Below are 24,293 nucleotides of genomic sequence, written 5' to 3' on the forward strand. Positions count from 1 at the left end.
TTTGCTATTTCGGAGACAGCATTTGCTATTTCGGAGACAGCATTTGCTATTTCGGAGACAGCATTTGCTATTTCGGAGACAGCATTTGCTATTTCAGCAACTCCCGAAATGGCTTTTGAAACAGCAATTGCTATTTCGGCGATGACTATGCCCGCCGCATGCATCGCAAATTGGGAAACCTGGTTACATGAATCAGTTGGCGTGAGCAAGCAATTGCCCCTCCGATTTCCACTGTGGCAAGAACAGGAGGAAAATTAGCAAGAAAAACGTAGGGCTTGATGCGATTCGACAATTTTTGGACAGATTAACCAAGAAACTCTCAAGGCACTCTACCTGAATAGTGCTTTTACTTTGGGATTTCCAAGGAATAAATTATCCCAAAAAACGAACCACAGAGACGCAGAGAACACAGAGAGAGGAGAGATTAAGAGGATTTTTGTGTCAGTTTTGGAATATTTTTTTATTTGGAAGTCCCTTTTTAACTATTATTTTTGCGGAATTGCCATTTTTACATTTGTAGGTTTGGTAAGAATCACCTACATAAGTAGCGAATATAAAGAAATGCATATAAGCATTACAGATGACTTGAAGAAGCGATTTCATGTCACCTGCGTCATGCGGGGTAAAAACATGAGCCAAGTAGTAATTGAGCTAATCGAGCAATGGCTGGAAAGTAACGAAGTTACCCAACCTGGGGAGGTAAAGAGGCTGTAGCAGTCAACCAAATTGAATGGTCTGGCTACAGGTAAAACCAGTTCTGAGAAACCTTATCAAATTATATAACTGGAGTTTAAGTAAATGGTACAAACAATCTTAATTTTGACAGCAAATCCTAAAGGTACTTCACAACTACGTTTAGATCAGGAGGTACGAGATATTGAAGAAGGATTACAGCGGGCAAAACAACGCGATCAGTTCGTTCTAAAGTCAATGTTTGCAGTGCGACCGAGGGACATACAGAGAGCAATGCTGGATATCAATCCTTCTATTGTTCATTTTTCTGGGCATGGAACAGGAGATGAGGGTTTAGTATTTGAAGATGAAACAGGTTCGGCAAAGCTAGTCGATGGAGAAGCTTTAGCGGGACTGTTTGCACTGTTTGCAGAGCAAGTTGAGTGTGTTGTTCTTAACGGCTGTTATTCAGAAGTGCAAGCTTCGGCGATCGGACAACACGTTAATTATGTGATTGGCATGAAAAAGGCGATCGGAGATAAAGCAGCAATTGAATTTGCTGTGGGTTTTTACGATGCTCTAGGAGCAGGACGAACTGTTGAGTTCGCCCACAAATTAGGTTGCGCTGCAATTCGGTTAGCAGGTATTCCAGAGCAACTCACCCCGACTCTAAAAAAGAAGCCAAATATTGAAATTGAAGAACAGCCTCCAGTCACGAACAAACCTGCACCTGAAGAACTAAACGACTCTGACAGAGAAATACTTACAGAACTCTTAATACGTAGTGGACGTGCAGAATATTCGGCACGGAAAGCACTCTGTATAAAAATTGGAATTGAACCAAATCAACTTGGATTTTTAAGAGAATCAACCGATGCTGATTTTGCCTTAGAGCTAATTAGCTATTTGCATACTACCGATGATAAACAAGCTATTGGAAAAATCTGTAAGCAACTTGAAGTGGTGTTTAAAAGAGGGAAATACGCATTTGATTTGGACAGTATTACATCAAAACTAAATTTGTCATAATGTGAGAGGTTAAAAGTATGTCTCAACAAAATTTTTTAAATGAATCTGATATAGATACCTTAACAAATCTTTTGCTTCGTAGCCAACAATCAAGAACACGAGAAGCCCTATGTTCTAGCATTAGAATCGACCCCAGGCAACTTTCGTTTTTAAGAAATTCGTCTGATTCTGACTTTTTTCTACTTCTCATTGGGTATTTAAATGAAATAGGCGATCAAGAAGCTCTTTGTAGGCTTTGTTGCCGGGAATTATTTCCTATCTTTAATAAATCAGCACATAGAACCATCTTAGAAGAGATTGCAGTAAAACTAAATTGTAATCATGAATCTGGACAGAATTCTCCAAAAAATAAAACGGTAGAACAGTCAACTTCTCCAATACATAGTTCCGTTCCTGAGTTCAGAGTCAATTACCCTAATCAACTAGATGAATCAAAACCTGAATCGTTGTTTACAAAAATCGGTAATTTTAATAAAAATTTACTTACAGTTGGTGCAATTATTTTAATTGGATTAGGAGGATATCCAACTTATAAACATTTCAAACAGCCATCTCAATTAGACGAGGATCAGGCGCTAACACAGAAAGCCCAACCTGTTCAGTCTGAGATTGAGGGAAGTATAGGAGAGCATAAGAAAGGCGGAGTACTAGTTAAACGTATAACAAGAGTAGACCTTCGTAATTTTATTGTTGAAGCCCAATTTGATAACCCCTATGATGGTACAATAATGGATAATTGGACTTATGGTTTTGCGTTTATAGATAATACAACTCCTCTTCTTAATGATCCTAAGCGCAAAGGGTTAGATGCATGGGTTGATTCAAAGAACAAAACATGGGGTTTCAGTTCAGACAATATCTCTTTAAACGGAAATTTATCAAATCTTAATGTTTCAGATAAAAGCTCAAATAAATTACGTTTAACTGTAAATAATAAGAAAGCTAAATTTTTTGTAAATGATATGTACATTGGAACCTTTGATATTTCAGAGTTAACGAATAAAGGATCTGTTTTTTTGACAGCAGGGGGTGGAATAAGTGATAGATCAGTCCAGTACCAATATAAAAACCTTAGAGTTTGGTCTCTAGATAACTAATGAGCATAATGAGCTAAGAGAAAGCTGAAATGAGACTGAAAGTATAATTCTTGCAAAATGCAGGTTTTGCCGGGATTGGTAGAGCATCTGCCCTGGAGATTCTTCGATTTGCTCTACAGCAGCAAAAGCGGGTAATGGACTCCAGACATGGGATATAGCTGTAAAAATTTTATTGAAACGCTTGTTAATTTACTTTTATCGTTGCACTACTTCAATATGGGATTCGATTGGCGGCTCTAATGGTAACGCCAACCAAAGCCAAAGGTACAGTAACCAAACAAGTCCAGGGATGACGACTGCTAAAGCAACTGTGACAATCCGTACTCCTTGAACTGGCAGTTTCCAGCGCTGTGCGATCGCTGCACACACTCCTGAAATTACTTTATGGCGACGACTACGGTAAAAAGGTGTAGTTGTTTTCCCTGAAGTATTTACTTTTGTGCGTGATGGATTAAGTTTTACAATTAAAGAACTAATCAGTCCTATAGAACCCAAAATAGCCGATGGAATGGTAAAAATCGCCAACCAATGGGCAAAGACCATCCCTGTAACTAGTTCTCCCAGCCAGGAAGGGTTAGGACAACGAAAAATGATAGCTTCTGACTGACAACCAAAGCGTTCAGCTAAACCCATTCCTCCCCAAGCTAGTAGGAGGGGTAAAATTCCGTAGAAGATGATTATGCCAAGCAAAATCAAGTGTCCACGCATCCTAAAAGATCGCCAAATTGCAATCGATGAAAGCGCTGGGCCAACAAACAATAGTATCAAAATCAAAGGATAGTAAATCATTTATAGATTTCCTTGGATATGTTTTTTTGATTTAGATTGAATAACTTTTTGGGGTCGATTGAGTAACTTTAATAGTTCAAACCAAAGTAGAGCGATCGCACCACCACCCAAACAAATTGCCAAATCTATTGGGTGTAAGAAGGAGAAGCTAAACAATTGACGCAAGAAGGGAACATACAAGACGATCGCAAGAAAAACCAGTCCCCCACCAATCACCCACCAAAGTGCATTATTGGGAGATTTCAAGATTTTGAGGCTGAGGCGAGATGAAGAACCTTCGCTCAAAATTAATCCTAAATTTGCTAAAATTAACGTCGTAAACGTTAAGGCACGGGCATCAAGTTCGCCTTGTCTGCGATATAACGCAACCACAAAAACGACGAGAACAATTACTAAAATTCCCACCCCTTGCAACACTGCCAAACCCAAAGTTTTCCTACCAAATAATGGTTCTTTGGGGTTGCGGGGAGGACGCTGCATCACCGTTGCTTCTGCGGGTTCGGCTTCTAAAACGATGGAGCAAGCTGGATCAATAATTAAATGTAGAAAGGCAACGTGAACGGGAAGTAATACTAACGGCAGTTTAAATAACACTGGAATTAAAGACATCCCAGCGATCGGAATGTGAATCGCTAGCAGATATGCCATTGCTTTACGGAGATTATCAAAAATTCGCCGTCCCAGTTTCACCGCTTGCACAATGGACGAAAAATCATCATCCAATAACACTAACGCCGCCGACTCACGGGCAACATCTGTGCCTCGCTGTCCCATCGCAATCCCGATTTGGGCAGATTTGAGAGCCGGGGCATCATTCACACCGTCCCCAGTCATGGCAACGACTTCACCCTTGGCTTTCAAAGCATTCACCAACCGCAATTTTTGTTCGGGAACGGCTCGTGCAAAGATATTTGTACTTTGAATACGTTGTTCGAGTTCAGCGTCACTCATGAGATCCAATTCCGCTCCCGTCAGAATGGCTCCCATTTGCATCAATCCAATCTGACGAGCAATAGTTTGAGCCGTTCCGGGATAATCACCCGTAATCATAACTACTCGAATACCTGCGGTATAACATTCTTGAATTGCCGCCGCAACATTTGGACGCACTGGATCAGACAGTCCAACTAAGCCGATAAATTGAAAAGGAAAGTCATGTTGCTCATCGGGTAAATGATTTGGATTCAGCGACGGATGAGGCGGTAAAAATGGCGGTGGCGCATCAACAAGAGAGGCTTTGGCAACGCCTAGCACACGCAATCCTTGATTTGCCATTTCACTGATTTGGGCTGCCATAATTTTCTGCTGTTGGGGCGTGAAATGACAGAGATCCGCGATCGCTTCCGGCGCTCCTTTCGCTGCAATTTCATACTGCTGGCCATCGGCTGACTGCCAAACGTGAGACATTGCTAGTAGATGCGGTGAGAGCGGATATTCTCGCAACAGTATCCAATCGTTGTGCAGATGTTCAGTATGTGCGAGATAGCGATCGCCTAATTCCTTAAATGCTTTCTCCATTGGATCAAAAGGATCTCTCTGACTCGCCAGAATGCAGAACTCGACTAATTCATGAACTGCTTCGGGGAGAGACTCTCGTAAATGCAATTCCAAATTATATGGATGAGAATTTTCTGCATGGTTATATGCAAATAGCTGTTGCACAGCCATCTGATTCAGCGTCAGCGTCCCGGTTTTATCGACACACAGAACCGTTGCCGAACCCAAGGTTTCCACGGCGGAAGCGCGACGAGCTAAGACGTGTTTCTGAGAAATACGCCAGGCTCCCAAGGCTAAGAAAATCGTCACGACAACCGGAAATTCATTCGGCAAAATTGCCATCGCTAGGGTAATACCTGCGAGAAATCCTTTGAGCCAATCTCCTCGCGTGATTCCATAAATAACAACGATCGCTACACACAACAATAAAGCGATGCCAAATAAACGGCTCACCAACCGAGTCATTTCTTGTTGTAGCGGAGTTGGTTCCGGCTTCACTTTTTGTAAGGCGTTGCCAATCTTGCCCATCTCTGTTTGAGCGCCCACCGCTTGGACTTGAGCAATTCCCTGTCCCTGAACTACCAAGGTTCCAGAATATACAAAGGGCAACTCATCTCCCCCTGGACGTGCCATTTCCACAGTACCGGCGGCGGCAACTTTGCGAACGGGTAGGGATTCCCCAGTGAGTAACGACTCATCAGTTGAAAAATTTGTGCAAGATAGTACCATTGCATCAGCAGATACGCGATCGCCTTCTGCCAAAACTAAGACATCTCCCCGAACGACTTCTCTCCCCGCAATTCGTTTTCGCTCTCCATCCCGAATCACCAAGGCGCGAGGACTGGAAAGATCGCGCAAGGCTTCTAGGGCGTGTTCAGTTTTACCTTCTTGGTAAAGGCTAATCCCGGTGATGAAGAAGACGAAACCCAGCAAAATCAGGGCTTCTTGTAGATCGCCTAAAATCCAATAAATGATACCACCACCGACTAGCAAGAGGAAGATCGGATCTTGAACAGTTTCCCAAGCGAACGATAAAATACTGCGAGAACGAGCTGATGGGAGTTCATTGTAGCCTTCGTCTTTGAGCCGAGCGATCGCCTCTTGCTCAGATAAGCCATTCACGGTATTGAGATCGACGGTGGAAACCATAATCCCGCTTTTTCCTATGAAACATAAAAATAGAGCTATTCAACTTGATATTAAATACCAAACTTGAAGAACTCGTGAGGTAGTATAAACGTTTATCCTGAGTCACTTCCAAACTGGCTTCTTCACCGAGACAGTTCTGAGTGCTGAGTAAAAAATTTTCACTGACTGCTAACTCCATCAGTGGTTCGTCCACTTATCTCACTCTCGTGGATGCGGTAGATTGCGATCGCTTCTGAACGTCCCTCAGCATCAATCCAAGTTCGATTGATCGCGGGTGAGAGCGTTGTATTGCGCTCTTTGATCAAGTGCATTACGCGATCGATGTCTGAATGCTCGGTGAGGCGTGATGCTCGACCATTCACAATCACGCTGCGCCAATGAAGAGGATCGTGAATTTCTTCAACCTGTAGGCAGATTTCTGGATTCGCGTCAATATCATGAGTCTTCATGCCAACCGTTGTAAAGAGGTAAATATCCTCTTCTTCGAGATAATAATACATTGGCATCACGTAGGGTTTGCCTTCGTGTACGCAGCCAAGATGACCGTATCCTATTTGGTGTAGTAGTTCGTGTATTTCTTTTGAATTCATTTCATCAATATCTAACATTAATATTCTCCTAAAGATTCAGTTGATTGGTAGTGTATTAAAGATAAATAGTCCACACTTCTATTAGATGGAGTGCAGATGTAAAAATTAATCAAGTTTGTCTAATGAATTGCAGAAGTCTTCAACAGCTTAGATTTGATAATCATGCTGCACACAAATCTGTCTCATTTAGTAACACCATCGTTTCTACACCAACTCTGTAAGAATGAGGTTCTAGCCCTAGAGGCATTTCAATTAGATAGATCCAACTTTCAGATTCAGATTTGTAGCTTTTCACAAGTCCTTCTCCACCCAAAAATCTTACTCGTTGGGTATGACAAAAAATAGGCAGTTTGATGAACTTTTTACTCATAAATAAGACTCCTCTATATAGCTTTAGACAAGGCCATAAAAGGACACTATTTTTTCGATAAACTCTCAAGATTTGGAAAATTCCTGATTAGTCCCTTGGCTTTTAATTAAAACAGAAAGCATAAAATAATTCTTGTATCTTGCTAGGTAAATAAATTCAATCTCATCTACTACTTTTGAATGTTTTATGAGAATTTGTATAACTTATACATGAACTAAAACATTTATTAAAACACGATCTTTAACAATGAAACGTTATAAGTCAATACAGTTCAGAATGAGCAACAAAACACTTGTAGAGATTGCGATTTATCGCTTCTAGAAAACCCAAAATTGTTACCAGTAGCCCTTCATGAAGAAGGGGAAAGGTAAAAACCTCGCCCCTTGTGGGCGACCTGTTCATCCCTTTCCCCTTTCCCCTTTAACCTTTTCCCTTTTATTTCTTAAAGCTTAACCTTCACTAATCAACTGTAACAAAGCTTCCGTTGATATCTTGCCACTCATCTCAGTACCTTCTAACAGGCTATCTGCCAAATCTCGTTTGTGGTGATGTAATTCCACAATTTTTTCTTCAATAGTATCCTTTGCTACCAAGCGATAAATTGTCACAGGGCGTTGTTGCCCAATGCGATGGGCGCGGTCTGAGGCTTGGTCTTCCACTGCGGGATTCCACCAAGGGTCTGTATGGATGACATAATCAGCCGCAGTCAGATTGAGTCCTGTACCCCCTGCCTTGAGACTAATCAGAAAGACATCTCCTGAACCAGCTTGGAACGCATCGACCCGTTTTTTGCGCTCTGCCACGGAAGTGCTGCCATCTAGATATTGATAATTAATACCTTGCTGTTCGAGGTAATCGCGGATAATGTGCAAATGGTCAACAAACTGACTAAACACTAACGCTTTATGACGATTTTCCAGCAGTTCACCCAGCACTTCACCAAAAAGTTGCAACTTGGAACTGGGTAATTCAGTACCAGGCATCACCAAACTAGGATTACAACAAGCGCGACGCAGTTTCATAATCTCAGCCAAAACCTGCAAATGTTTCTTCCCTGCTTCTGCATCACTTTCGGTCAGTTTAGATATGGCCTGACGGCGCAACGCTTCATAGAATGCCTTTTCCTCTCGACTTAACTCTACATGAAGGAGAATTTCGGTACGAGATGGCAACTCTTCTAGTACTTGATTTTTTGTCCGCCGCAACAGAAATGGTTGAATAAGTTTTTTGAGTTTATTACGTGCAAGTTTATCTTGATATTTTTCAATGGGGGTAGCAAAGCGTTGATTGAAGCTTTCAAAAGAACCCAATAACCCAGGATTAATAAAGCGGAACAAATTCCACAACTCACCCAGGTGATTCTCAATGGGAGTCCCAGTAGTCAGCAATTTAAAATTAGATTTTAGGTTCATGGCTGCCTGAGAACGTTTAGTGGTCATATTTTTAATCGCCTGGGCTTCATCCAGAACAATTGTTTGCCACTGTACCTGAGAAAGCATTTGCGCTACTTCTTCCTGCTGCAATAAACCATAACTGCATACCAACATATCCAAAGGTTGTAACCCATCCAATAATTTTTGGCGGTTAGCACCAGAAAATTGAATAATATTCAAAGTTGGGGCAAACTTCTGCGCTTCACTCACCCAATTCATGCACACGGAAGTGGGGGCAATAATTAGGGTTGGCCCTTCATGGGCATTTCTGAGAATGACCGCCAATGCCTGCACGGTCTTACCCAATCCCATTTGGTCTGCTAAACAAGCGCCCACACCCCAATGTGCTAGCCGCGCCAGCCAACAAAAACCCTCCATCTGGTAGTCACGTAGTTCTGCTTGAAGCGTAGATGGCAGTTCTGGTTGGAGGTTTTTCACCTCATGGAGACGCTGGATATGTGTCTTCCAGTGTTTATCTGCTTTTACCTTACCTACCTCATCGACAAAATCTTCTAACCCTAATGTTGCTAAGGGGTGAAAACGAATACCTTTACTATGTTTTTCCGAAAACATTCGCAATTCGTCGAGGCGTTTCCGAAAAGCTTGAGTTAAAGCCAGAAATTGACCATCACCAAGGGGGATAAAACGGCTGGGGGTTTTCTCCAGTAGTTCTAGTAGTTGCTGCATATCTAGCACTAGGTCGTTATTCAATTTCAACTCTCCCGTGGCTGCAAACCAGTCTTGCTGACGTTGAATTGATAGATTAAAGTCTTTCAAGTCGGCATTGTGGCTAACACGCAGTTTTTCTCCTTGTGGCCATTCGATGACTACGTTATTTCCCAGTGCTTGCAATTCTAGCAGCAGTTCTAAACAGTCTTCTGGATCTTCTATTGTCCATTCACCATCTTGTTCTTCAGTTTGAGTCAAGGTGGCGCAGGCGGCTACAGCATCTTTGGCAAGTTGCTTCTCTTCAGACAGATTTCGTCGGGTTTGGAGACGTTTACCGTCAATCTCAGCAATTACAGTTTCACCACCTGTACCAGGACGGTAGTAGGGGCCACCTTGGGCAAAGGGGCGCGACAAAAGGCTGATTTTCAAGCCGGCATTGGCAGGTAAAAGGTGAATATGTGGGAGAGTTTGGGCGGGTACTTCTTCTGCACCTTCGGAACCGCCACCGATGTCAGAATGTACGGTAACGATGCCAGAGACGGCATTAATGGCTGCCAAAACTTGTTTCTCGGCGATCGCAGGCACATTTAATTTGTTATCTTTACCAATAATTTCCGCAATGCGTCTGTGTTCGGTAGTAATTTCAATGACTTTGATGCGGGTTGGGGTTTCTTTGATATGCAGAATATTCTGTGATTCTGGTAATTTGGGAGAAAATTCTAAGGTGAGACGGCCAAGTTTTTCTTTTTTAACCAGTAGTTCTGGTTCTCCCTTAACAATTTCTACACGGATAGTAGGTGTATCTTCCCAAAAAACCAACGGGTGTCCAATTAAGGCAGAGATGGCTTTTTCACCGAAGGTATAATCAACTTTGCCATAATAGCCATCACTATACGCCTCAATACAACTACATACCCGCATATCTTGGGGTGTAATGTAATCAAACTCAGATAATGCACTGCTTAGACGCTTGAGGGATATGGGGCGACCTTTACTCCACTCACCTTTAGCATTAACTTTTTGTTCTCGCGGTTGTAAGACACATCTGCTGGGAAAGAAGGTAATGAACCATGTTAAACGCAGTTCCGATTCTGGTTTTCCTGGTGTTTGTGGTCTTGATTGGAGATTTGCTAGGGCATTGAGGCACATTTCCCAAGCTTCTTGGGGTCGAATTAAGTCTACGATAGTTTGGATATTGCTATCTTCTCGTAGTGCCTCTGCAAGTTGTTTATAGTTACTGCTGGGTTTGAGTCGGGATAAGAGTTCTGCGGTTTCCATTGCCAACCAGTGATAACCGGAGGCGAGCGATCGCCGATACAATGGTTCTAATAAATTAGGTAAGCGTTTTTTGGCACTCTCAGCATCCATCCAGTAAAGGCATAGCGAACAAAACAATGTTTGTAAGCTATTTTCTTCTTCTACGGAAGAAATATGACCGCTGACTACAAATTGTTTTTGAGTAATATCACCTTGGTGAACTTGCAGTACCTTTTCCATTCTCCCATAAGTGAACCTGAGCCAATGATCTGATTGACGGGACATCAAACTGGTGTACTCTTCTGCTTCTTGGAGGTGTTGCACTGAACCATCTTTTAAAAGTGCAAGGATGAAAAATAAGCCCCCAATTGTATTGAAATACATTTGGCGTTTGCCTGTAGCCTTTTTGATGGCTTTCAGGGCATCTTTATAATATTTGATAGCTTGTTCATTATCACCCCGCAGAAAACTTAACCAACCCCAAAAGATAGCAGCATTATTTTGATATTCATTTGATATCCGTTCTAGACTTTCTTGTGCTTCTTGGGTACAACCCTGTAACAGCAGTTGTTCTGTCAAAATCAGATGCAGATAATCTGAGCAATGTTTTCCAGGTGTAGCGCATTCTTCTTCTAACAGCGTCAACGCATCTTCACAAGCAGATAATTTTAAGGCTGAATTGAAGAGAATACTTGATATGCCACTTTCATATAATCCTTGTGGTAGGGTGTTAAACCAATCTGCATCAAATGGGTTATTGTATATCTGCTCAAATATATTTTGTATTGATATTTTTTCTTCACTATCAGCGTACTTCTGGTAATCTTCAATTTGCTGATTAATAAAACTAGGATCTTGACGATAAATCCCAATGCGGATTTCTCTGATACACTGGCGTAAGCTGTAGAATATCCGAGAATCCCTGTTCCAGTGAGTACGTATCGGTAGCTTCTCCTCTACTGCTGTGACAAGGATTTCAAACTGTCCGGTTTGTACAGCATGACGAGTTGCAATTTCTGTGAGTAACGGATGACATTCAGCACCTTGCCTGCTTTCCTGTATTAAAAAACCTGCTTTTAATAATTTATCAATTTGGGGACTAAGGGTTTTAGTACCCCAAGGTTTATTGTTTTCATCTAAAGCGCCAGTTTTACTAAGACAACTTACGAATGAATTTTTGTCTATTGGTGCATAAATTACCGAAAATAATTGAATAATTTTTTGTATGTAAGGATGTAACTTGAAGTATTTATCAGCGAGTTGTGTTTGCAATTTTGTGGTATCAGTTGCCAAATTAATCATACTATTTATTCAGCTCTTTAAATAATTCCATTAATTTACGTTTACGTCCATGAGCCGCTTCTAGTTGTGAGCGATAAGCAGACCATTCAGCTTTTTGCCCAAGTTGGAGATACGCAGCTTTTACTTTTTTGAGCCAATTAACCGCAGCGTCATAACGGTCAGCTTTTCCTTGTTCCATAATTGGTTCTGCTCGTCTGGAAGCATTATCAATTACCCACTTTGGACGATGGGAAACTGCTGCATCCATGACTCGATGAACTAGTTCTGAAGCATAGTAACTATCTCTTTCTACTGTTTTAATTGCATCATCAATTAATCCTTCATCGAGGAAAATATCAACTTGAGCTTCTCGTATTCCCCAATCTGGCTGATCTCGCAGTGTTTGCAGCAAATCTTGTTTGAGCGTCAACCAAGTTTCTCCTGCATAGTCTTGAATCTTACCATAGTCTCGAAACGATGGTCTGATTTTAAAAGCAATGATGCTAGCAGTTAAGGCAGTGGCATTATCTTCTAATCCTTGGGCTAAATCACTTGTCCAAGTAGCAAATTCATATAAACAGTTACCTGTTAAATTTATACCTGCTTGGCATATTTCTAACGCTTCAACTAAATACCCATCTTCCTGCAATATTTTTGCTAGGGCAAAACCCTCTTCTGCTTTTTCCATCAGGATTTTAGCCGCAGACATCGCCTCTTCTACTCTTCCCAAAGCTGCTAATTGCGTCAGGTATTGCAGAGTCATTTCTTCTGCTAAAGCTAGATTTAAATACTCTGTGTAACGATTTTGACGTTCAAGAATTTGCAAGCGAATCAATGCTAAATCATCAGCAAAGCTAGGTCGTTCATTTTCCCAAAGTTCTGCGGTATCATCTCCCTGCATAATCTCTTGCAGTGGTTCGTAATCCCAACCTTGACGCAATGCTTCTAAACTCATACTAAAGTCTGCACTGATTTCATCTTGCCAGGATTCTAACATCAACTGCAAATCTACTATTTCTCCTTGAGACATCTCTGCACACAAAATTGCTTCTGTCCACCTGCATCAAAACGAATACTGACTTGATATGGTGTAATTTCGCTACCCTCTATCTCTGCCTGAATCAGATTGCCGCGTTTTTTGAGATCAGCGATCGCGCCCACAATAAGTTCATCTCTTATTTAACTCTTGTGGGATGGGCGACACAAGAGCCATAAAAACTGGGCGCTCATGTTGCCCACCCCACAATATTGGAAAATATTGAATAATTTATTTCTTAGAGTTTCCTAAGCAGGGTTACTTTACTTTTTATTTTCGATCAATTTTTGGTTTTTATCTTGAATTTCTAAGAGTTCAGGGATAGTGACAAAGCGATATCCTTGATTGCGAAAGTTGTCTATAATTTCTGGTAAAGCTTGTACAGTTCTAGAACGATTACCACCACCATCATGCATCAATACAATTCCACCAGATTTGGCCTCTCTGAATATATTACTGATTAATTTGGGAACCGGAGGACGGGAATAGTCTACAGAGTCAGATGACCACATAATAATAGCGTATTTACTATTTCTAGCGTAGTCAACTACCCCATTATGCATCACTCCTCCAGGTGGTCGAAATAAATTTGTTTTCAAGCCTGTAGTTTTAAAAATAATATCTTCGGTGTGGTCAATTTCATAAGCAGCGGCTTGTGGATTCAAGAATTGATACCAATGATGCCAAGTATGGTTGCCAATAACATGACCTTCAGCAATTTCCTGCTTGAGTAAGCTGGGATAATTTTTTACATTCTCTCCAACTACAAAAAACGTCCCTTTGATCTGATTTTTTTTCAGGATATTTAACACTTCTGCTGTACTTTCAGGCCAAGGGCCATCATCGAAGGTGAGAGCAATAACTTTCTGAGATGGAGAGAGTTTTGCTGAGTCAATTATCGCACCTTGAAAACTTGATGGAATAGAGTCAGAAAAACCCTTTACTTGTGCTTCCCCTTGCCAACTTTTGAGCATCACTGTCTTTAATTCCTCAACTCGCCGTTGAGTTCCGACATTTGCCGCTACGTTATTTACATTTATAGTCTGTTTTGAATCAAACTGAAACAGATTGATTTTGCTAAAGATCATTAAACCCAGACTAAATCCACCACATAATAAGATAAGCAGCCCAACTAATTTACCCGGAGTCCAAAGACTCTGCTTATTATTGATCACATCAACTTCCTGCAATGGTCAAACAATCAGTCACCCTATTGATAGTAAGTTTAGACTATTTATCTGCTTACTTTCAGAGAAAGTATAACTATCTATTGAGAGATTGCCAAGGGTGCGATCGCTTATCCGCACCACTTAAATGTTCACAGTTGATGATTAGAAGCGCAATCAGATAAATCAAACATACTTTTGTCATAATTTTGTAATATCTTTATCAAGAAAATATGTCATAATCTTGAGTCTAAATTTTAGATTAGTTGTCAATTATTTAGGTAACAAGATAATCAATTGAAATCTTGACATTGTAAATAAATATAACTACAATCTGGTCAGATTAGAGGTACGCTACACAAATTGTCCAAAAAGTGTCTACTTAAATCAAGCTATCACGGAAATAAATCAATGAGATTACGCTGGTTTTTACTACCCATTCTTAGTATTTGTTTACTAACATCGCCCAGTTTGGCAGCTAGATTAAAATCTCAAAAAATTGACTCAACTCAGAATTATCTAGATTCAGCAAGGGATTGGAAGTATTTATTGGCTAACTTTGAAAGTCCCGGAACTGTGCAAAAAAAGTTGGTTCCTCAACTTAATAAACCGGAAATTTTCAGCAATACAAATGATACTTCTTTATTTGGTGGAATTATTCCATTAGGAAAAGAAATACCAGAGCTAAAGTCTCAAGTTAAAGCATTAATGGCTCATTACAGTTTTCTGAAGCCGGGAATGTTTTTTTTAGATATAGAAACAGGTAATTATTTGAATATTGATGGTGAAAAGGTATTTCCGGCAGCTAGCACTATTAAATATCCAATTTTAATTGCTTTATTTGAACAAGTAGACGCTGGGAACATCAAACTTGATGAAAAGCTAGTAATGCGACGTGACTTAGTAGCGAGTGGTTCCGGTGACTTACAGTATAAACGAGCAGGAATCAAACTGAGTGTAATAGAAACTGTTAACAAAATGATTACGATCAGTGATAATACTGCTAGTAACATGATTATTGATCGTCTAGGCGGAAAAGCAAAACTCAATCAGCGTTTCCACACTTGGGGACTAAAAAACACAGTCATTCGCAATATGTTAGGAGACTTTAAAGGCACTAATACCACTAGTCCAGCAGATTTAGTCCGGTTGTCAGCCTTGGTTGACCAACATAAGTTGATTTCAGAGGGTAGTCAAGGACAAGTTTTAGATATCTTGCGTCATTGTCATAATAATAAGTTACTGGCGGCTGGTGTGGGTAAAGGTGGAACTATTGCTCATAAAACTGGAGATATTGGATTTTTGGTTGGGGATGCAGGAATTATTACTTTGCCAAATGGTAAACATTACTTGGCAGGTATTTTTGTGATTAGACCCCATGATGATGAGCGAGGAAGGGAGTTTGTACGTCAAGTTTCTCATCTAGTTTATCAGTATCTAGATCAACCAAAATTATCTCAGAAGTATTAATTTCATGTTATTTAGCGTTAATGGTACTTAAAGCTACGCCGTGATAATAATGCCCTAAAATTTGCAGGTAGTTTACTCCTCTTTTAGCTAAATTGTATGCGCCCCATTGACTCATACCTAAAGCATGACCATAGCCAAGTCCTTGAAGTACAAAACTACCATCTGCTGCTTTGGTAAGGATAAAGTGGGTACTTTTAATCTTCAGGGCTGTACGTACTTTTTCGCCAACCAGTACAATGGTAGCTTTGTCACCAACAATTTTTAAGGCTTTAACACTACCAAAAGGTGAGTATGTTTGTACAATCATATCTTTAACATTGCCGACATCAGAAATTCTGGCGCTAATTTCTCTAGGGGAGAAAGTTTTCACCCATTTGCACTCGCTAACATTTTGATCGTAATCTTCAACAGCACGCAGGTAAGGCTCGTGGCTTCCCCAAACGTCTTCGACATTTTCAGTATGTCCTCCAGAACAATCATGAAAAACTGAGAGAATAACACTGTCTTTATAAGTTAGTACTTGTTTATCAGTTGCATCGACGGCGGCATAAGTACTAGGAGTTTCATTGATTACTCCTTTATAATTCTGCCAGTGATCTGGACTATTGCCTAAGTCGTAAACAGGATTATTGCGTTGTTTTTCTCGCTCATAGAGAGCAAAAGTCCGGGCGGCTACTGCTTGTGCTTTCAAAGCTTCAGCAGGCCACTCAGTATCCATTTCACCACCGACAACACTGTAGAGATATTCTTCGTCATCCACCCAGTTAACGGCGGTTAGTCCTTTGTCTGTTGGGACAACGAGAGTTCTACCTCGATACCAACGTTCGCCAATGTAAACGAATCCCTTACCTGTGGGTTCAATCCAAAATAGACCAGACTGCCATTTATCTAAAGCCACACCGCCTGGAACTGCTTGGGCATAAAACGAACTCATTGCTGGTAATTTTCCGAGAGTATGACCAGTACTATCTTTAACCAACGCAGTTGTAGAACTGCCAACTGTTACCTGATTAACTCCCCTCTCAATTGCGATTCGCAAGATTACAGATGCTTTGCTTGGGGTAGCTAAAGTCATCCATAATAAGGCAGTGATCCACCAATGCCCTGTTTTCATCTGTGCGAACAAGGCGTTTAGTAAGGATTGGCATTTCATATCTAGCATTTTATCCACAGTGTTCAATTTCCAGAAAATGCGATCGCTAATACTGCTCTGTGCGTATAGGGTTTCTCCCACAAAGCTGACATAGGCGATCGCGGACTTACCTTTTACCTTTAGGGAAGGCGATCGCACAAAGGTACTACAATCATGTCAAATATCGCCAGTGTTTTTAATCAAGTCAGATAAGTAGTCGGACAAAAATATTTACAGTCATTGCGAACGCGAGTGCGTCTTGTTGGCGCAGCCTCTCGTAGAGAAGCAATCCCAGCCTTTGCAATTGCTTCTCTACGAGACACTCCGCGAACATTCCGCTTTGCTCCATTCGCAATGACATTGTGTAAATAGACTGCTGAGGCTGCTATTAAAATGTGATCTTAAAAGTGGCAAAGATGAGTTTATGAACATCTTAGAGATCGCAAAGAAGGCGACAAGTTATTGTACTGATATTACTATGGGGATGATACACCTGACTTTTCACGTTATGTGGTATAAGTCCACCAAAAACCTAACCCTCTAACCCCCAACTCGTTGCGGGAAGGGGGAAAATTCAAAGTCTCTCTCCTTTGAGGAGAGAGGTTTTCCAGATGCCGTGAAAAGTCAGGATGATACACGGGTTAAACTGAGAGCATTCTGATCGAAAATTTACACGTATTGCAATCTCTAGATAAGCCGCTTGAGCAACTCATTGCCAATTTACGACAAAATCGTGTGGATTTAAAAATTAAAGCTATTGACTGACCTTCAAGGCTGGTATATGCATGCAGTAACGTCAATTTTAGGAGTACTAAAGCTATGAAATTGTTTTGGAATACAAGCTTCTACGGAATATTTTGGCTCTGGAATCTGACATTTTTAATGTTAGTTTATATAGGAATATTACCATACATAGGTGTGCCATTATTTCAAGCAACCTTAATAGGTGATATCCCAACTGAATTTTCTTTGACTCTAGTTACTTTAATTGCTATTCCCACATTTTCTAGTATTATCGGTGGCTGGAAATTTCTTAAACAACCTTTAAAACTATTCCGCCTATTTTATGGTATAGAAGCACCGCTATTTGTGTTGTGTTTGTTGCGGTTATTTGTGATTCGAGAACTGACACCAGCTAGTAGCCAAATTCTGATAACAATTGGTGTATGTATAGCTGCTTTTACTGGAGAATTATTTTGGGGTTATGCTGACCGCCGCAAAAGTGGTTTGCAATGGGTACAAATGTTAACCCATACATTAATGCTGTTATTTGGCATTTATGCAGGTGCAATTTTATTATTTTACGCCTTGCCTTTCGCAGTATTTTTGTTGCAAGAATTTATTAAATTTGCATGGGTTAAACCATTATGGGATATACTATATTACTCAGCTTTTGTCGGGGGGATATTCCTAATTTTAACTTGGCTAACTCTTCTTGGTTTTAGTGCCACATTGTTTATTGCTATGCCATCGATGCTAACAGCAATGTATGTAAATTCGGGAGCAAAAATCTTAAGGGCTTTTGCTTCAGAACATGGTAATAATAAAACATTTGTTGGTGCTAGTGCAGTGATTGTGGCATTTGCAGTTACTTTTGTATCTTTACAACAACAACCCCAAGTATTAGCTTTTTCACTCTTAACTAATGTACCTCAAAATGATGGCGATCGCCAAACACTTGTAGCCAAGTCAGAACAAATTCGTACAGGATTAGTTAATGCTTATTTATCTTCTTACCGCTACCTTAGCAGCAAGCAAGAAAATAACCACATCAGTGCTATGTATCATTATGTATTAGGCTTAGACAAATCGGCTGCTGATGGATTGCAAGCAACTTATAACTTTCTCATGTCGCCATTTTTATATAATGGTTCTGAAAAAGATCCCGCCAAGGCAGAGAAACTTTACGCCGATTTTTTTGATACACCTCTACAAAAAACAGAAAAAACAGCAGTTAGCCACGCAGTACAATCTACTTTTAATGAAGAAGAAGTTAAAGCAGGTTTATTGAATATTAACGAAAAAAAAGTTTTATTGGGATCACAAGAAGTCACAGTTAAAGAACATGGTGATTGGGCTGATGTGGAATTGCACGAAGTTTATAAAAACCAAACACGAGAAGTTCAGGAAGTTTTTTACTCCTTTTCTTTGCCAGAAAGCGCTGTAATTACTGGCTTATGGTTGGGAGATACTAATAAATTAGACCAACGTTTCCCTTTTGTTGTCTCTCCTCGCGGTGCTGCCCAGAAAGTTTATAATTCTCAAGTTAGACGTTCACGACCTATAGATCCAGCTTTGTTGGAACAAGTAGGGCCAAGACATTATCGCTTACGGGCTTTTCCTATTCCTCCTAAGAATGTACAACAAAGAGAAGGGCAAGCAGCACTCCCCACAGAAATGCACCTATGGTTAACTTACAAAGTTATAGGACAAGACTCTGGTTGGGAAATGCCCGATTTAGGTGAAAAACGTAATATATTCTGGACTAATCAAACCAAGCGTATCCGCAACGGCAAAGAAATCGGTTTGAAAGACGATGCTTGGTTAGAAAAATTCATCCCCGCAAGTGGAAAAATTCAGCCTGTATTGCATGAAGTAAATTTAGAAGAAGGCTACAAAATATTAGCTAAACCCTTATCTCGTCAAGATTACACCTTACCCAAAAATCAACGAGTTGCTGTAGTTCTTGATACTTCTCGCAGTATGGGTAAACATATTAAAGAATTAGTGCAAACATTATCATGGTTGAAAAAATACGGCTTTGCAGATAATGATTTGACAAACAACGATGCAGATTTATATCTCAGTGTTTCTCCAGGAGTTATGCCCAAACGGTTAGATGATCTCCAGCAATTCCAACCGGAAAAAGTCACCTTTTACGGCACAATTCAACCCCAAGAAATGCTGACACAATTTAATAATTTGCGTGGAGATACAGCTTATGATGTCGTTTTGCTGTTGAGTGATGAAGGTAGTTATGAATTATCGAAGAACAATAAAACCGTCACCGATTCGCCTGCACCTTTGTGGATGGTACATCTAGGTGGATTACCTGGGGCTTATAACGATGGCATCATTAAATCATTGCAAGATAGCGGTGGTGGGGTTGGTGTTGATATTTCTGAGGTACTGCAACGAATTGTTACTAAATCAATTTTAAGTGACTCTGTTGTGAGTGTTGTTAATGGTTATGCTTGGTATCTGCAAACATTAGACACAGCAATTGCAACTAGCAACCAACAAGATGATTTATTGCCATTAGCAGCCAGACAATTAATTTTAGGGTTGAGCAAAAAAATTAAGTTAGATAACCTCAAAGGTTTGGATGCGATTCATGCCGTAGCCAAAAAGTATAAGATTGTCAGCCCTTATTCTTCGATGTTGGTATTAGTTAACGATGAGCAAAGACAGTTACTCAAAGCAGCAGAAGCCCAAGGCGATCGCTTTGACCGAAAAGTTGAGAATGGGAAGGAAAATCTCTCTAAGCCCATTAACCCCTTGAAAGTTAGCGTCCCTGAAGCATCAGGGGGATGGTTTTTAGGTGTGAGTGCGATCGCTCTATTCATCCTTGTGAAGCGTCGGCGTTAATTAATTACTAATTATTCCTAGACTTAAATTTTTACTTGAAAGTTAGTAGTGATGGCGATAATCTTAAGCGCTTACCCTGCAATCATTGGTAAGGGTAATTATGTTTTAGTCAGGGTTGAAATAGTGTATGAATTGTATAACTTCTACTAAAACGTTCAAAAGGTAGAGGTTATATTGAGCAAAATTTGTAATTATTAAATGTGTGGCTAAACAAACTCAAGTTGAGATTACAGCTATTTTCAGGTAAATAGACTACGCGGTAGGGCACAGCAATGCTGTATCTTGACTATAGACGTGATTCCAATACATGAAAGCTGCTGTCAATCTAACCTTGACAATAATATAGCCATATTTCAGAAATTCAACAAAATAGAGCAATTATCATGACTACTGCAATTGATAACTTCACCAAAAATCTGCATGACAATTTAGAAGCGGTTGAAGAACGGGTAAAATCGCTGAGGGAAAGTATTCAATCTGCGCCGAATAAAACTCAAATTGAGATTGAATCTCAACTTGATGAAGCAAAAGCAAAGCTAGATGCTAAGAAAAAAGAATTTGATGAGTACCGAGCAAAACTGAAAGCTCAATTCGAGGAAAAAGAGTCTGAGGTGAAGTCCCATGTCGAGGAATGGAAAACAAGTCGCAAAGTAAAGAAACTCGAACATCGGGCAGATAAGGCTGAAAACCATGCAGTTACAGCAACCTTCCTCGCGATCGCCACTATTGAAGAGGCTGAAAAAGCAACCATAGAAGCGATCGCCGCCAGACTTGATGCCGAATCCGCAGCAGTAACTACGAAGAAATAATTCGTAATTAAAGATTGTTTCAGAACTTAAATAAAACTCTGAATGCTTGTATAAGGATATAAGTACAAACCTTTTTTAATTATGAGTTATGAATTAGCTTGACATATATATATATAAAGTAGCTAAACTCATGACATATACACATACGGTTGTTGCTCATTTCCCCTCTCATGCAGAAGCAGAAAAAGTTGTATTGGAGTTGCAAAAATCAGGTTTTGATCTGCAAAAGCTCTCAATTATTGGCAAAGACTACCAAACCACTGAACATGTGCAGGGATTTCTCACTTGGAAAAATACTGCCAAAGCTGGAGCCGTAGGAAGTGGTTATTGGGGTAGCTTCGCTGGAGGCTTATTTGGCATTTTAGGTGGCGCTGGAGTGTTGTTTATTCCCGGAGTCGCTCCAATCATCATTGCTGGCCCCATTGCGGGAGTGTTGGCGGGTTGGTTGGAAGGAACGCTTGTTGATGCTACTGCTGTCGGAGGACTGGCGGGTGCTTTAAGAGCGTTAGGAATACCCAAGCACGAGACTCAAATCCAAGCAGGGGAGTTCATAATCCTTGTGACAGGCAGCAATAAAGATGTCAGTCAAGCAAGGCAGATGCTAGACACAATCAGTCATAGAATAAGCATTTCAATCCCTGTCTAACGCTTTGAACTAAGTAGCCATAACTGCTTACACCAGAACAGATGAAAGAGGAACTGGGGACTAGTATTTTTTACTCAGCACTCAGCACTTTCAAGCTAGGTGGGTGGGAAAGTTTACAAGATAGCTAAACTGCAAATTATGAGGGCGATCGCCCTGATTCTATTTGCAATAGCAGAGATGGCATTGTTTGTAGCGATCGCTTAATTTTTTTAATTTACCAACGCCTTCGTGCCATCACCATTTGTCGTTGCATTCTCTGTATTCGTTGTCATCACTGCTGCGATCGTCGTCGTTGGCGCAGTCTTTAGTGCAGTATTCCCTACGGTTCGCTTACTACTCTTGCGTAGTTTACCCCCTGCCTGTATAGGTTTTTCGTGCATAGCTATCGCGCTGAAGGTTTTGAGTCCGTCAAATTTTAGCTAAAATGTTTTAGTGCCGTAATTTATATTAGCGATCGCTCAAGTTCCTGAACGCAACCCATAATTGGGAAACACTCCACGCCAACTTTGTAGCACGTGCAAGGTGTAGAACTCCTTGAAAGTTTTATAACCACTACCGTGAAATGCGAGCGCAATTGTCATCACCTCTGATAAATGCATTTTTGATTTGCTGCGGCGCTCTCCCTTTGTGGATGGCAACTGTGGCACTTGTTGCCACAAGTTCTCCCACTGGTTGCAAAAATCATCTACAACTTAAAGCATACTCTGATAGTAAGGGTGTATCTCGCCTATGGCTCTCTGCCCATTCCCGAAAAGCTGTTATCCACTCAAGAGCCGTTGCAGTTTTGTAAAATGGTTGCTCCTGTTTTGATTTCATCAACAGTTTAAGCAATGCATCTAAATGTGGCTTAACCACTTCAGCAGGGAGCTTAGTTACGTTTGCTAACACCTGCACAACGCCTTCTAACTCTTCTCTGTTATCCTCTGAGGGTAATGGTAGTATTTGATTATTATTGTTGACCACGCTCGTAGCTCTCCATAAATAATATCGTATTTACTTTCTTCATTCTCAGGTAGTTTTGGAATGTAGAGTTAAATTTTTCCAAAATGTCTTTAACTGAAGAAATTCTTTCCCAATTACCCGGCGATGTTTTAGGAGGATTGCGCCAAAGCGATCGCATTCTCACATCTGGGCGCGAAAACACCGCACCTATTCCAACGCTAGTTAAAGAAAGTCAACAGCCTTTAGGCGATACGGACTTTGATGTAATTATCTGCGGTGGCACATTGGGCATTTTAATTGGTTGCGCCTTAGCGGTGAAGGGACTAAGGGTAGCGTTGCTGGAACGGGGAATTTTGCGGGGGAGGGAACAAGAGTGGAATATTTCTCGCAAAGAATTAGATGTATTTGTGGAATTGAACTTGTTGACTGAGGAAGAATTAGCAAGTGCGATCGCTACTCAATATAACCCAGCGCGAGTTAGTTTTGCTGGCGGTACAGAAGTTTGGGTAGAGGATGTCTTAAATATCGGCGTAGATCCAGTTTATCTACTAGCTACCTTGAAAACCCGATTTCTCGCCACTGGGGGAAAGTTGTTAGAAAACACACCCTTTACCCAAACCGTGGTTCATCCAGATGGGGTGATGGTAAATAACCAATTCAAAACTCGGTTATTAATCGACGCGATGGGACATTTTTCACCAATCACCCAACAAGCACGCCAAGGCAAAAAACCAGATGCGCTGTGCTTGGTTGTGGGAAGTTGCGCCCAAGGGTTTCCAGAAAATAACTCAGGCGACTTATTATTATCATTCACATCTTTGCAGAATCAATGTCAATACTTCTGGGAAGCCTTTCCAGCCAGGGATGGCAGAACCACTTACTTGTTTACCTACATGGATGCAGATCCTCAACGTTTGAGTTTAGAAACTCTATTTGAAGAATATCTGCGTCTCTTACCAGAATATCAGGGAGTGGAGTTGAGTAAACTGAAATTTCAACGGGCACTATTTGGTTTCTTTCCCACCTATCGCCAAAGTCCCTTAAAAACCCCTTGGAGTCGCATTCTCCCAGCCGGAGATAGCAGTGGTAGTCAATCTCCTTTGAGTTTTGGTGGTTTTGGGGCAATGGTGCGTCACCTGAAGCGTTTAACTTATGGCATTTACGAAGCGCTGGAAACAGAACAATTATCAGCAAAAGCGTTAACACTGCTACAACCCTATCAGCCAAGTTTGACTGTTACCTGGTTATTTCAAAGGGCGATGAGTGTTGGTGTAAATCAAAAAATTGCCCCAGATCAAATTAATCAACTACTCTCAGCAGTATTTCAGGAAATGCAACAGTTAGGTACACCAGTGCTAAAACCATTTTTACAAGATATCGTGCAGTTTTCGGCACTAACACAAACACTGTTAAAAACTGGCTTATATCATCCTGTATTAGTTGCCAAGATAATTCCGCAAGTAGGTTTGGCAAGTTTGTTAGATTGGATGTTACATTACATTAATTTAGGTGTATACACTGCCTTATTTTCGCTAAGTCCAATGCTAGAAACATGGATTAAGAATCAACCAAAAGCACAACAATATTATTGGCATCGTTTGATTGATGCTTGGAAGTATGGTTCTGGCGGTGATTATTCAGATGAAACTTAGAATTATATCGGTGTGAGGA

19 protein-coding genes and 2 pseudogenes are annotated in these 24,293 nt (G+C 40.6%); 9 read left to right on the forward strand and 12 right to left on the reverse strand.

Features of this window, described 5'->3' with window-relative positions; genetic code table 11:
* The 4 genes and pseudogenes from V7L07_RS02150 to V7L07_RS02165 form a co-directional block, all read left to right on the forward strand.
* A pseudogene (locus V7L07_RS02150) lies at positions 1 to 258 on the forward strand (hypothetical protein); the annotation flags it as partial.
* 303 nt (positions 259 to 561) lie between these two features.
* Entirely contained in the window at positions 562 to 714 is a 153-nt protein-coding gene (locus V7L07_RS02155; protein ID WP_335054624.1) for a plasmid partition protein ParG, read from the forward strand.
* A gap of 84 nt (positions 715 to 798) precedes the next feature.
* Positions 799 to 1,701, forward strand: a complete 903-nt coding sequence (locus tag V7L07_RS02160; RefSeq protein ID WP_335054626.1) for a CHAT domain-containing protein — start codon at positions 799 to 801, stop codon at positions 1,699 to 1,701.
* A gap of 17 nt (positions 1,702 to 1,718) precedes the next feature.
* The gene (locus V7L07_RS02165) at positions 1,719 to 2,798 is read left to right on the forward strand and encodes a hypothetical protein (protein ID WP_335054628.1); all 1,080 of its coding nucleotides are present in this window, start codon (positions 1,719 to 1,721) and stop codon (positions 2,796 to 2,798) included.
* A gap of 195 nt (positions 2,799 to 2,993) precedes the next feature.
* Here V7L07_RS02165 and V7L07_RS02170 read toward each other — a convergent pair whose 3' ends face one another.
* From V7L07_RS02170 to V7L07_RS02205, 8 genes are all read right to left on the reverse strand, one after another.
* Complete coding sequence (locus tag V7L07_RS02170) at positions 2,994 to 3,587, reverse strand: PspC domain-containing protein (protein WP_335054630.1); 594 nt, start codon at positions 3,585 to 3,587, stop codon at positions 2,994 to 2,996.
* Positions 3,588 to 6,233 carry a cation-translocating P-type ATPase gene (locus V7L07_RS02175; RefSeq protein ID WP_335054632.1) on the reverse strand — a complete coding sequence of 882 codons (2,646 nt, stop codon included), beginning with the start codon at positions 6,231 to 6,233 and terminating at the stop codon, positions 3,588 to 3,590.
* A 158-nt stretch (positions 6,234 to 6,391) separates the two neighbouring features.
* A complete protein-coding gene (locus V7L07_RS02180) occupies positions 6,392 to 6,841 on the reverse strand; it encodes a pyridoxamine 5'-phosphate oxidase family protein (RefSeq protein WP_335054634.1) in 450 nt (149 codons plus the stop codon).
* A 142-nt stretch (positions 6,842 to 6,983) separates the two neighbouring features.
* Entirely contained in the window at positions 6,984 to 7,193 is a 210-nt protein-coding gene (locus V7L07_RS02185) for a hypothetical protein (protein ID WP_335054636.1), read from the reverse strand.
* A gap of 449 nt (positions 7,194 to 7,642) precedes the next feature.
* A complete protein-coding gene (locus V7L07_RS02190) occupies positions 7,643 to 11,854 on the reverse strand; it encodes a DEAD/DEAH box helicase (RefSeq protein ID WP_335054638.1) in 4,212 nt (1,403 codons plus the stop codon).
* Position 11,855: 1 nt separating this feature from the next.
* The gene (locus V7L07_RS02195) at positions 11,856 to 12,863 is read right to left on the reverse strand and encodes a hypothetical protein (RefSeq protein WP_335054640.1); all 1,008 of its coding nucleotides are present in this window, start codon (positions 12,861 to 12,863) and stop codon (positions 11,856 to 11,858) included.
* Positions 12,845 to 12,994 carry a hypothetical protein gene (locus tag V7L07_RS02200; protein ID WP_335054642.1) on the reverse strand — a complete coding sequence of 50 codons (150 nt, stop codon included), beginning with the start codon at positions 12,992 to 12,994 and terminating at the stop codon, positions 12,845 to 12,847. The genes V7L07_RS02195 and V7L07_RS02200 overlap by 19 nt, the downstream gene beginning before the upstream one ends.
* Positions 12,995 to 13,132: 138 nt before the next feature.
* Positions 13,133 to 14,044, reverse strand: a complete 912-nt coding sequence (locus tag V7L07_RS02205; protein ID WP_335054644.1) for a polysaccharide deacetylase family protein — start codon at positions 14,042 to 14,044, stop codon at positions 13,133 to 13,135.
* Positions 14,045 to 14,446: 402 nt separating this feature from the next.
* Between V7L07_RS02205 and V7L07_RS02210 the strand changes: the two genes are divergently transcribed.
* Positions 14,447 to 15,505 carry a serine hydrolase gene (locus V7L07_RS02210; RefSeq protein WP_335054646.1) on the forward strand — a complete coding sequence of 353 codons (1,059 nt, stop codon included), beginning with the start codon at positions 14,447 to 14,449 and terminating at the stop codon, positions 15,503 to 15,505.
* Positions 15,506 to 15,512: 7 nt separating this feature from the next.
* Here the strand turns inward: V7L07_RS02210 and V7L07_RS02215 are convergent, their stop codons facing one another.
* A complete protein-coding gene (locus V7L07_RS02215; RefSeq protein WP_335054913.1) occupies positions 15,513 to 16,658 on the reverse strand; it encodes a SpoIID/LytB domain-containing protein in 1,146 nt (381 codons plus the stop codon).
* A 798-nt stretch (positions 16,659 to 17,456) separates the two neighbouring features.
* Here V7L07_RS02215 and V7L07_RS02220 point away from each other — a divergent pair.
* From V7L07_RS02220 to V7L07_RS02230, 3 genes are all read left to right on the forward strand, one after another.
* Positions 17,457 to 20,225: a TIGR02921 family PEP-CTERM protein gene (locus V7L07_RS02220; protein ID WP_335054648.1), complete on the forward strand. Its 2,769-nt coding sequence runs from the start codon at positions 17,457 to 17,459 to the stop codon at positions 20,223 to 20,225.
* Between the two features lie 383 nt (positions 20,226 to 20,608).
* Positions 20,609 to 21,034, forward strand: coding sequence for a hypothetical protein (locus tag V7L07_RS02225; protein ID WP_335054650.1), 426 nt, complete (start codon positions 20,609 to 20,611; stop codon positions 21,032 to 21,034).
* A gap of 130 nt (positions 21,035 to 21,164) precedes the next feature.
* Positions 21,165 to 21,680 carry a general stress protein gene (locus tag V7L07_RS02230; protein WP_335054652.1) on the forward strand — a complete coding sequence of 172 codons (516 nt, stop codon included), beginning with the start codon at positions 21,165 to 21,167 and terminating at the stop codon, positions 21,678 to 21,680.
* A 209-nt stretch (positions 21,681 to 21,889) separates the two neighbouring features.
* Here V7L07_RS02230 and V7L07_RS02235 read toward each other — a convergent pair whose 3' ends face one another.
* From V7L07_RS02235 to V7L07_RS02245, 3 genes and pseudogenes are all read right to left on the reverse strand, one after another.
* The gene (locus V7L07_RS02235) at positions 21,890 to 22,060 is read right to left on the reverse strand and encodes a hypothetical protein (RefSeq protein ID WP_335054654.1); all 171 of its coding nucleotides are present in this window, start codon (positions 22,058 to 22,060) and stop codon (positions 21,890 to 21,892) included.
* Between the two features lie 102 nt (positions 22,061 to 22,162).
* Positions 22,163 to 22,369: pseudogene (locus tag V7L07_RS33400) on the reverse strand (IS982 family transposase); the annotation flags it as partial.
* Complete coding sequence (locus V7L07_RS02245; RefSeq protein WP_335054658.1) at positions 22,362 to 22,643, reverse strand: hypothetical protein; 282 nt, start codon at positions 22,641 to 22,643, stop codon at positions 22,362 to 22,364. The pseudogene V7L07_RS33400 and the gene V7L07_RS02245, both read right to left, overlap by 8 nt.
* Positions 22,644 to 22,726: 83 nt before the next feature.
* Here V7L07_RS02245 and V7L07_RS02250 point away from each other — a divergent pair, with 83 nt between their 5' ends.
* Positions 22,727 to 24,274: an FAD-binding oxidoreductase gene (locus V7L07_RS02250; protein WP_335054660.1), complete on the forward strand. Its 1,548-nt coding sequence runs from the start codon at positions 22,727 to 22,729 to the stop codon at positions 24,272 to 24,274.
* Positions 24,275 to 24,293: the final 19 nt, after the last annotated feature.

The organism is Nostoc sp. (assembly GCF_036916985.1).
In the GTDB taxonomy this organism is placed as follows: domain Bacteria; phylum Cyanobacteriota; class Cyanobacteriia; order Cyanobacteriales; family Nostocaceae; genus Nostoc.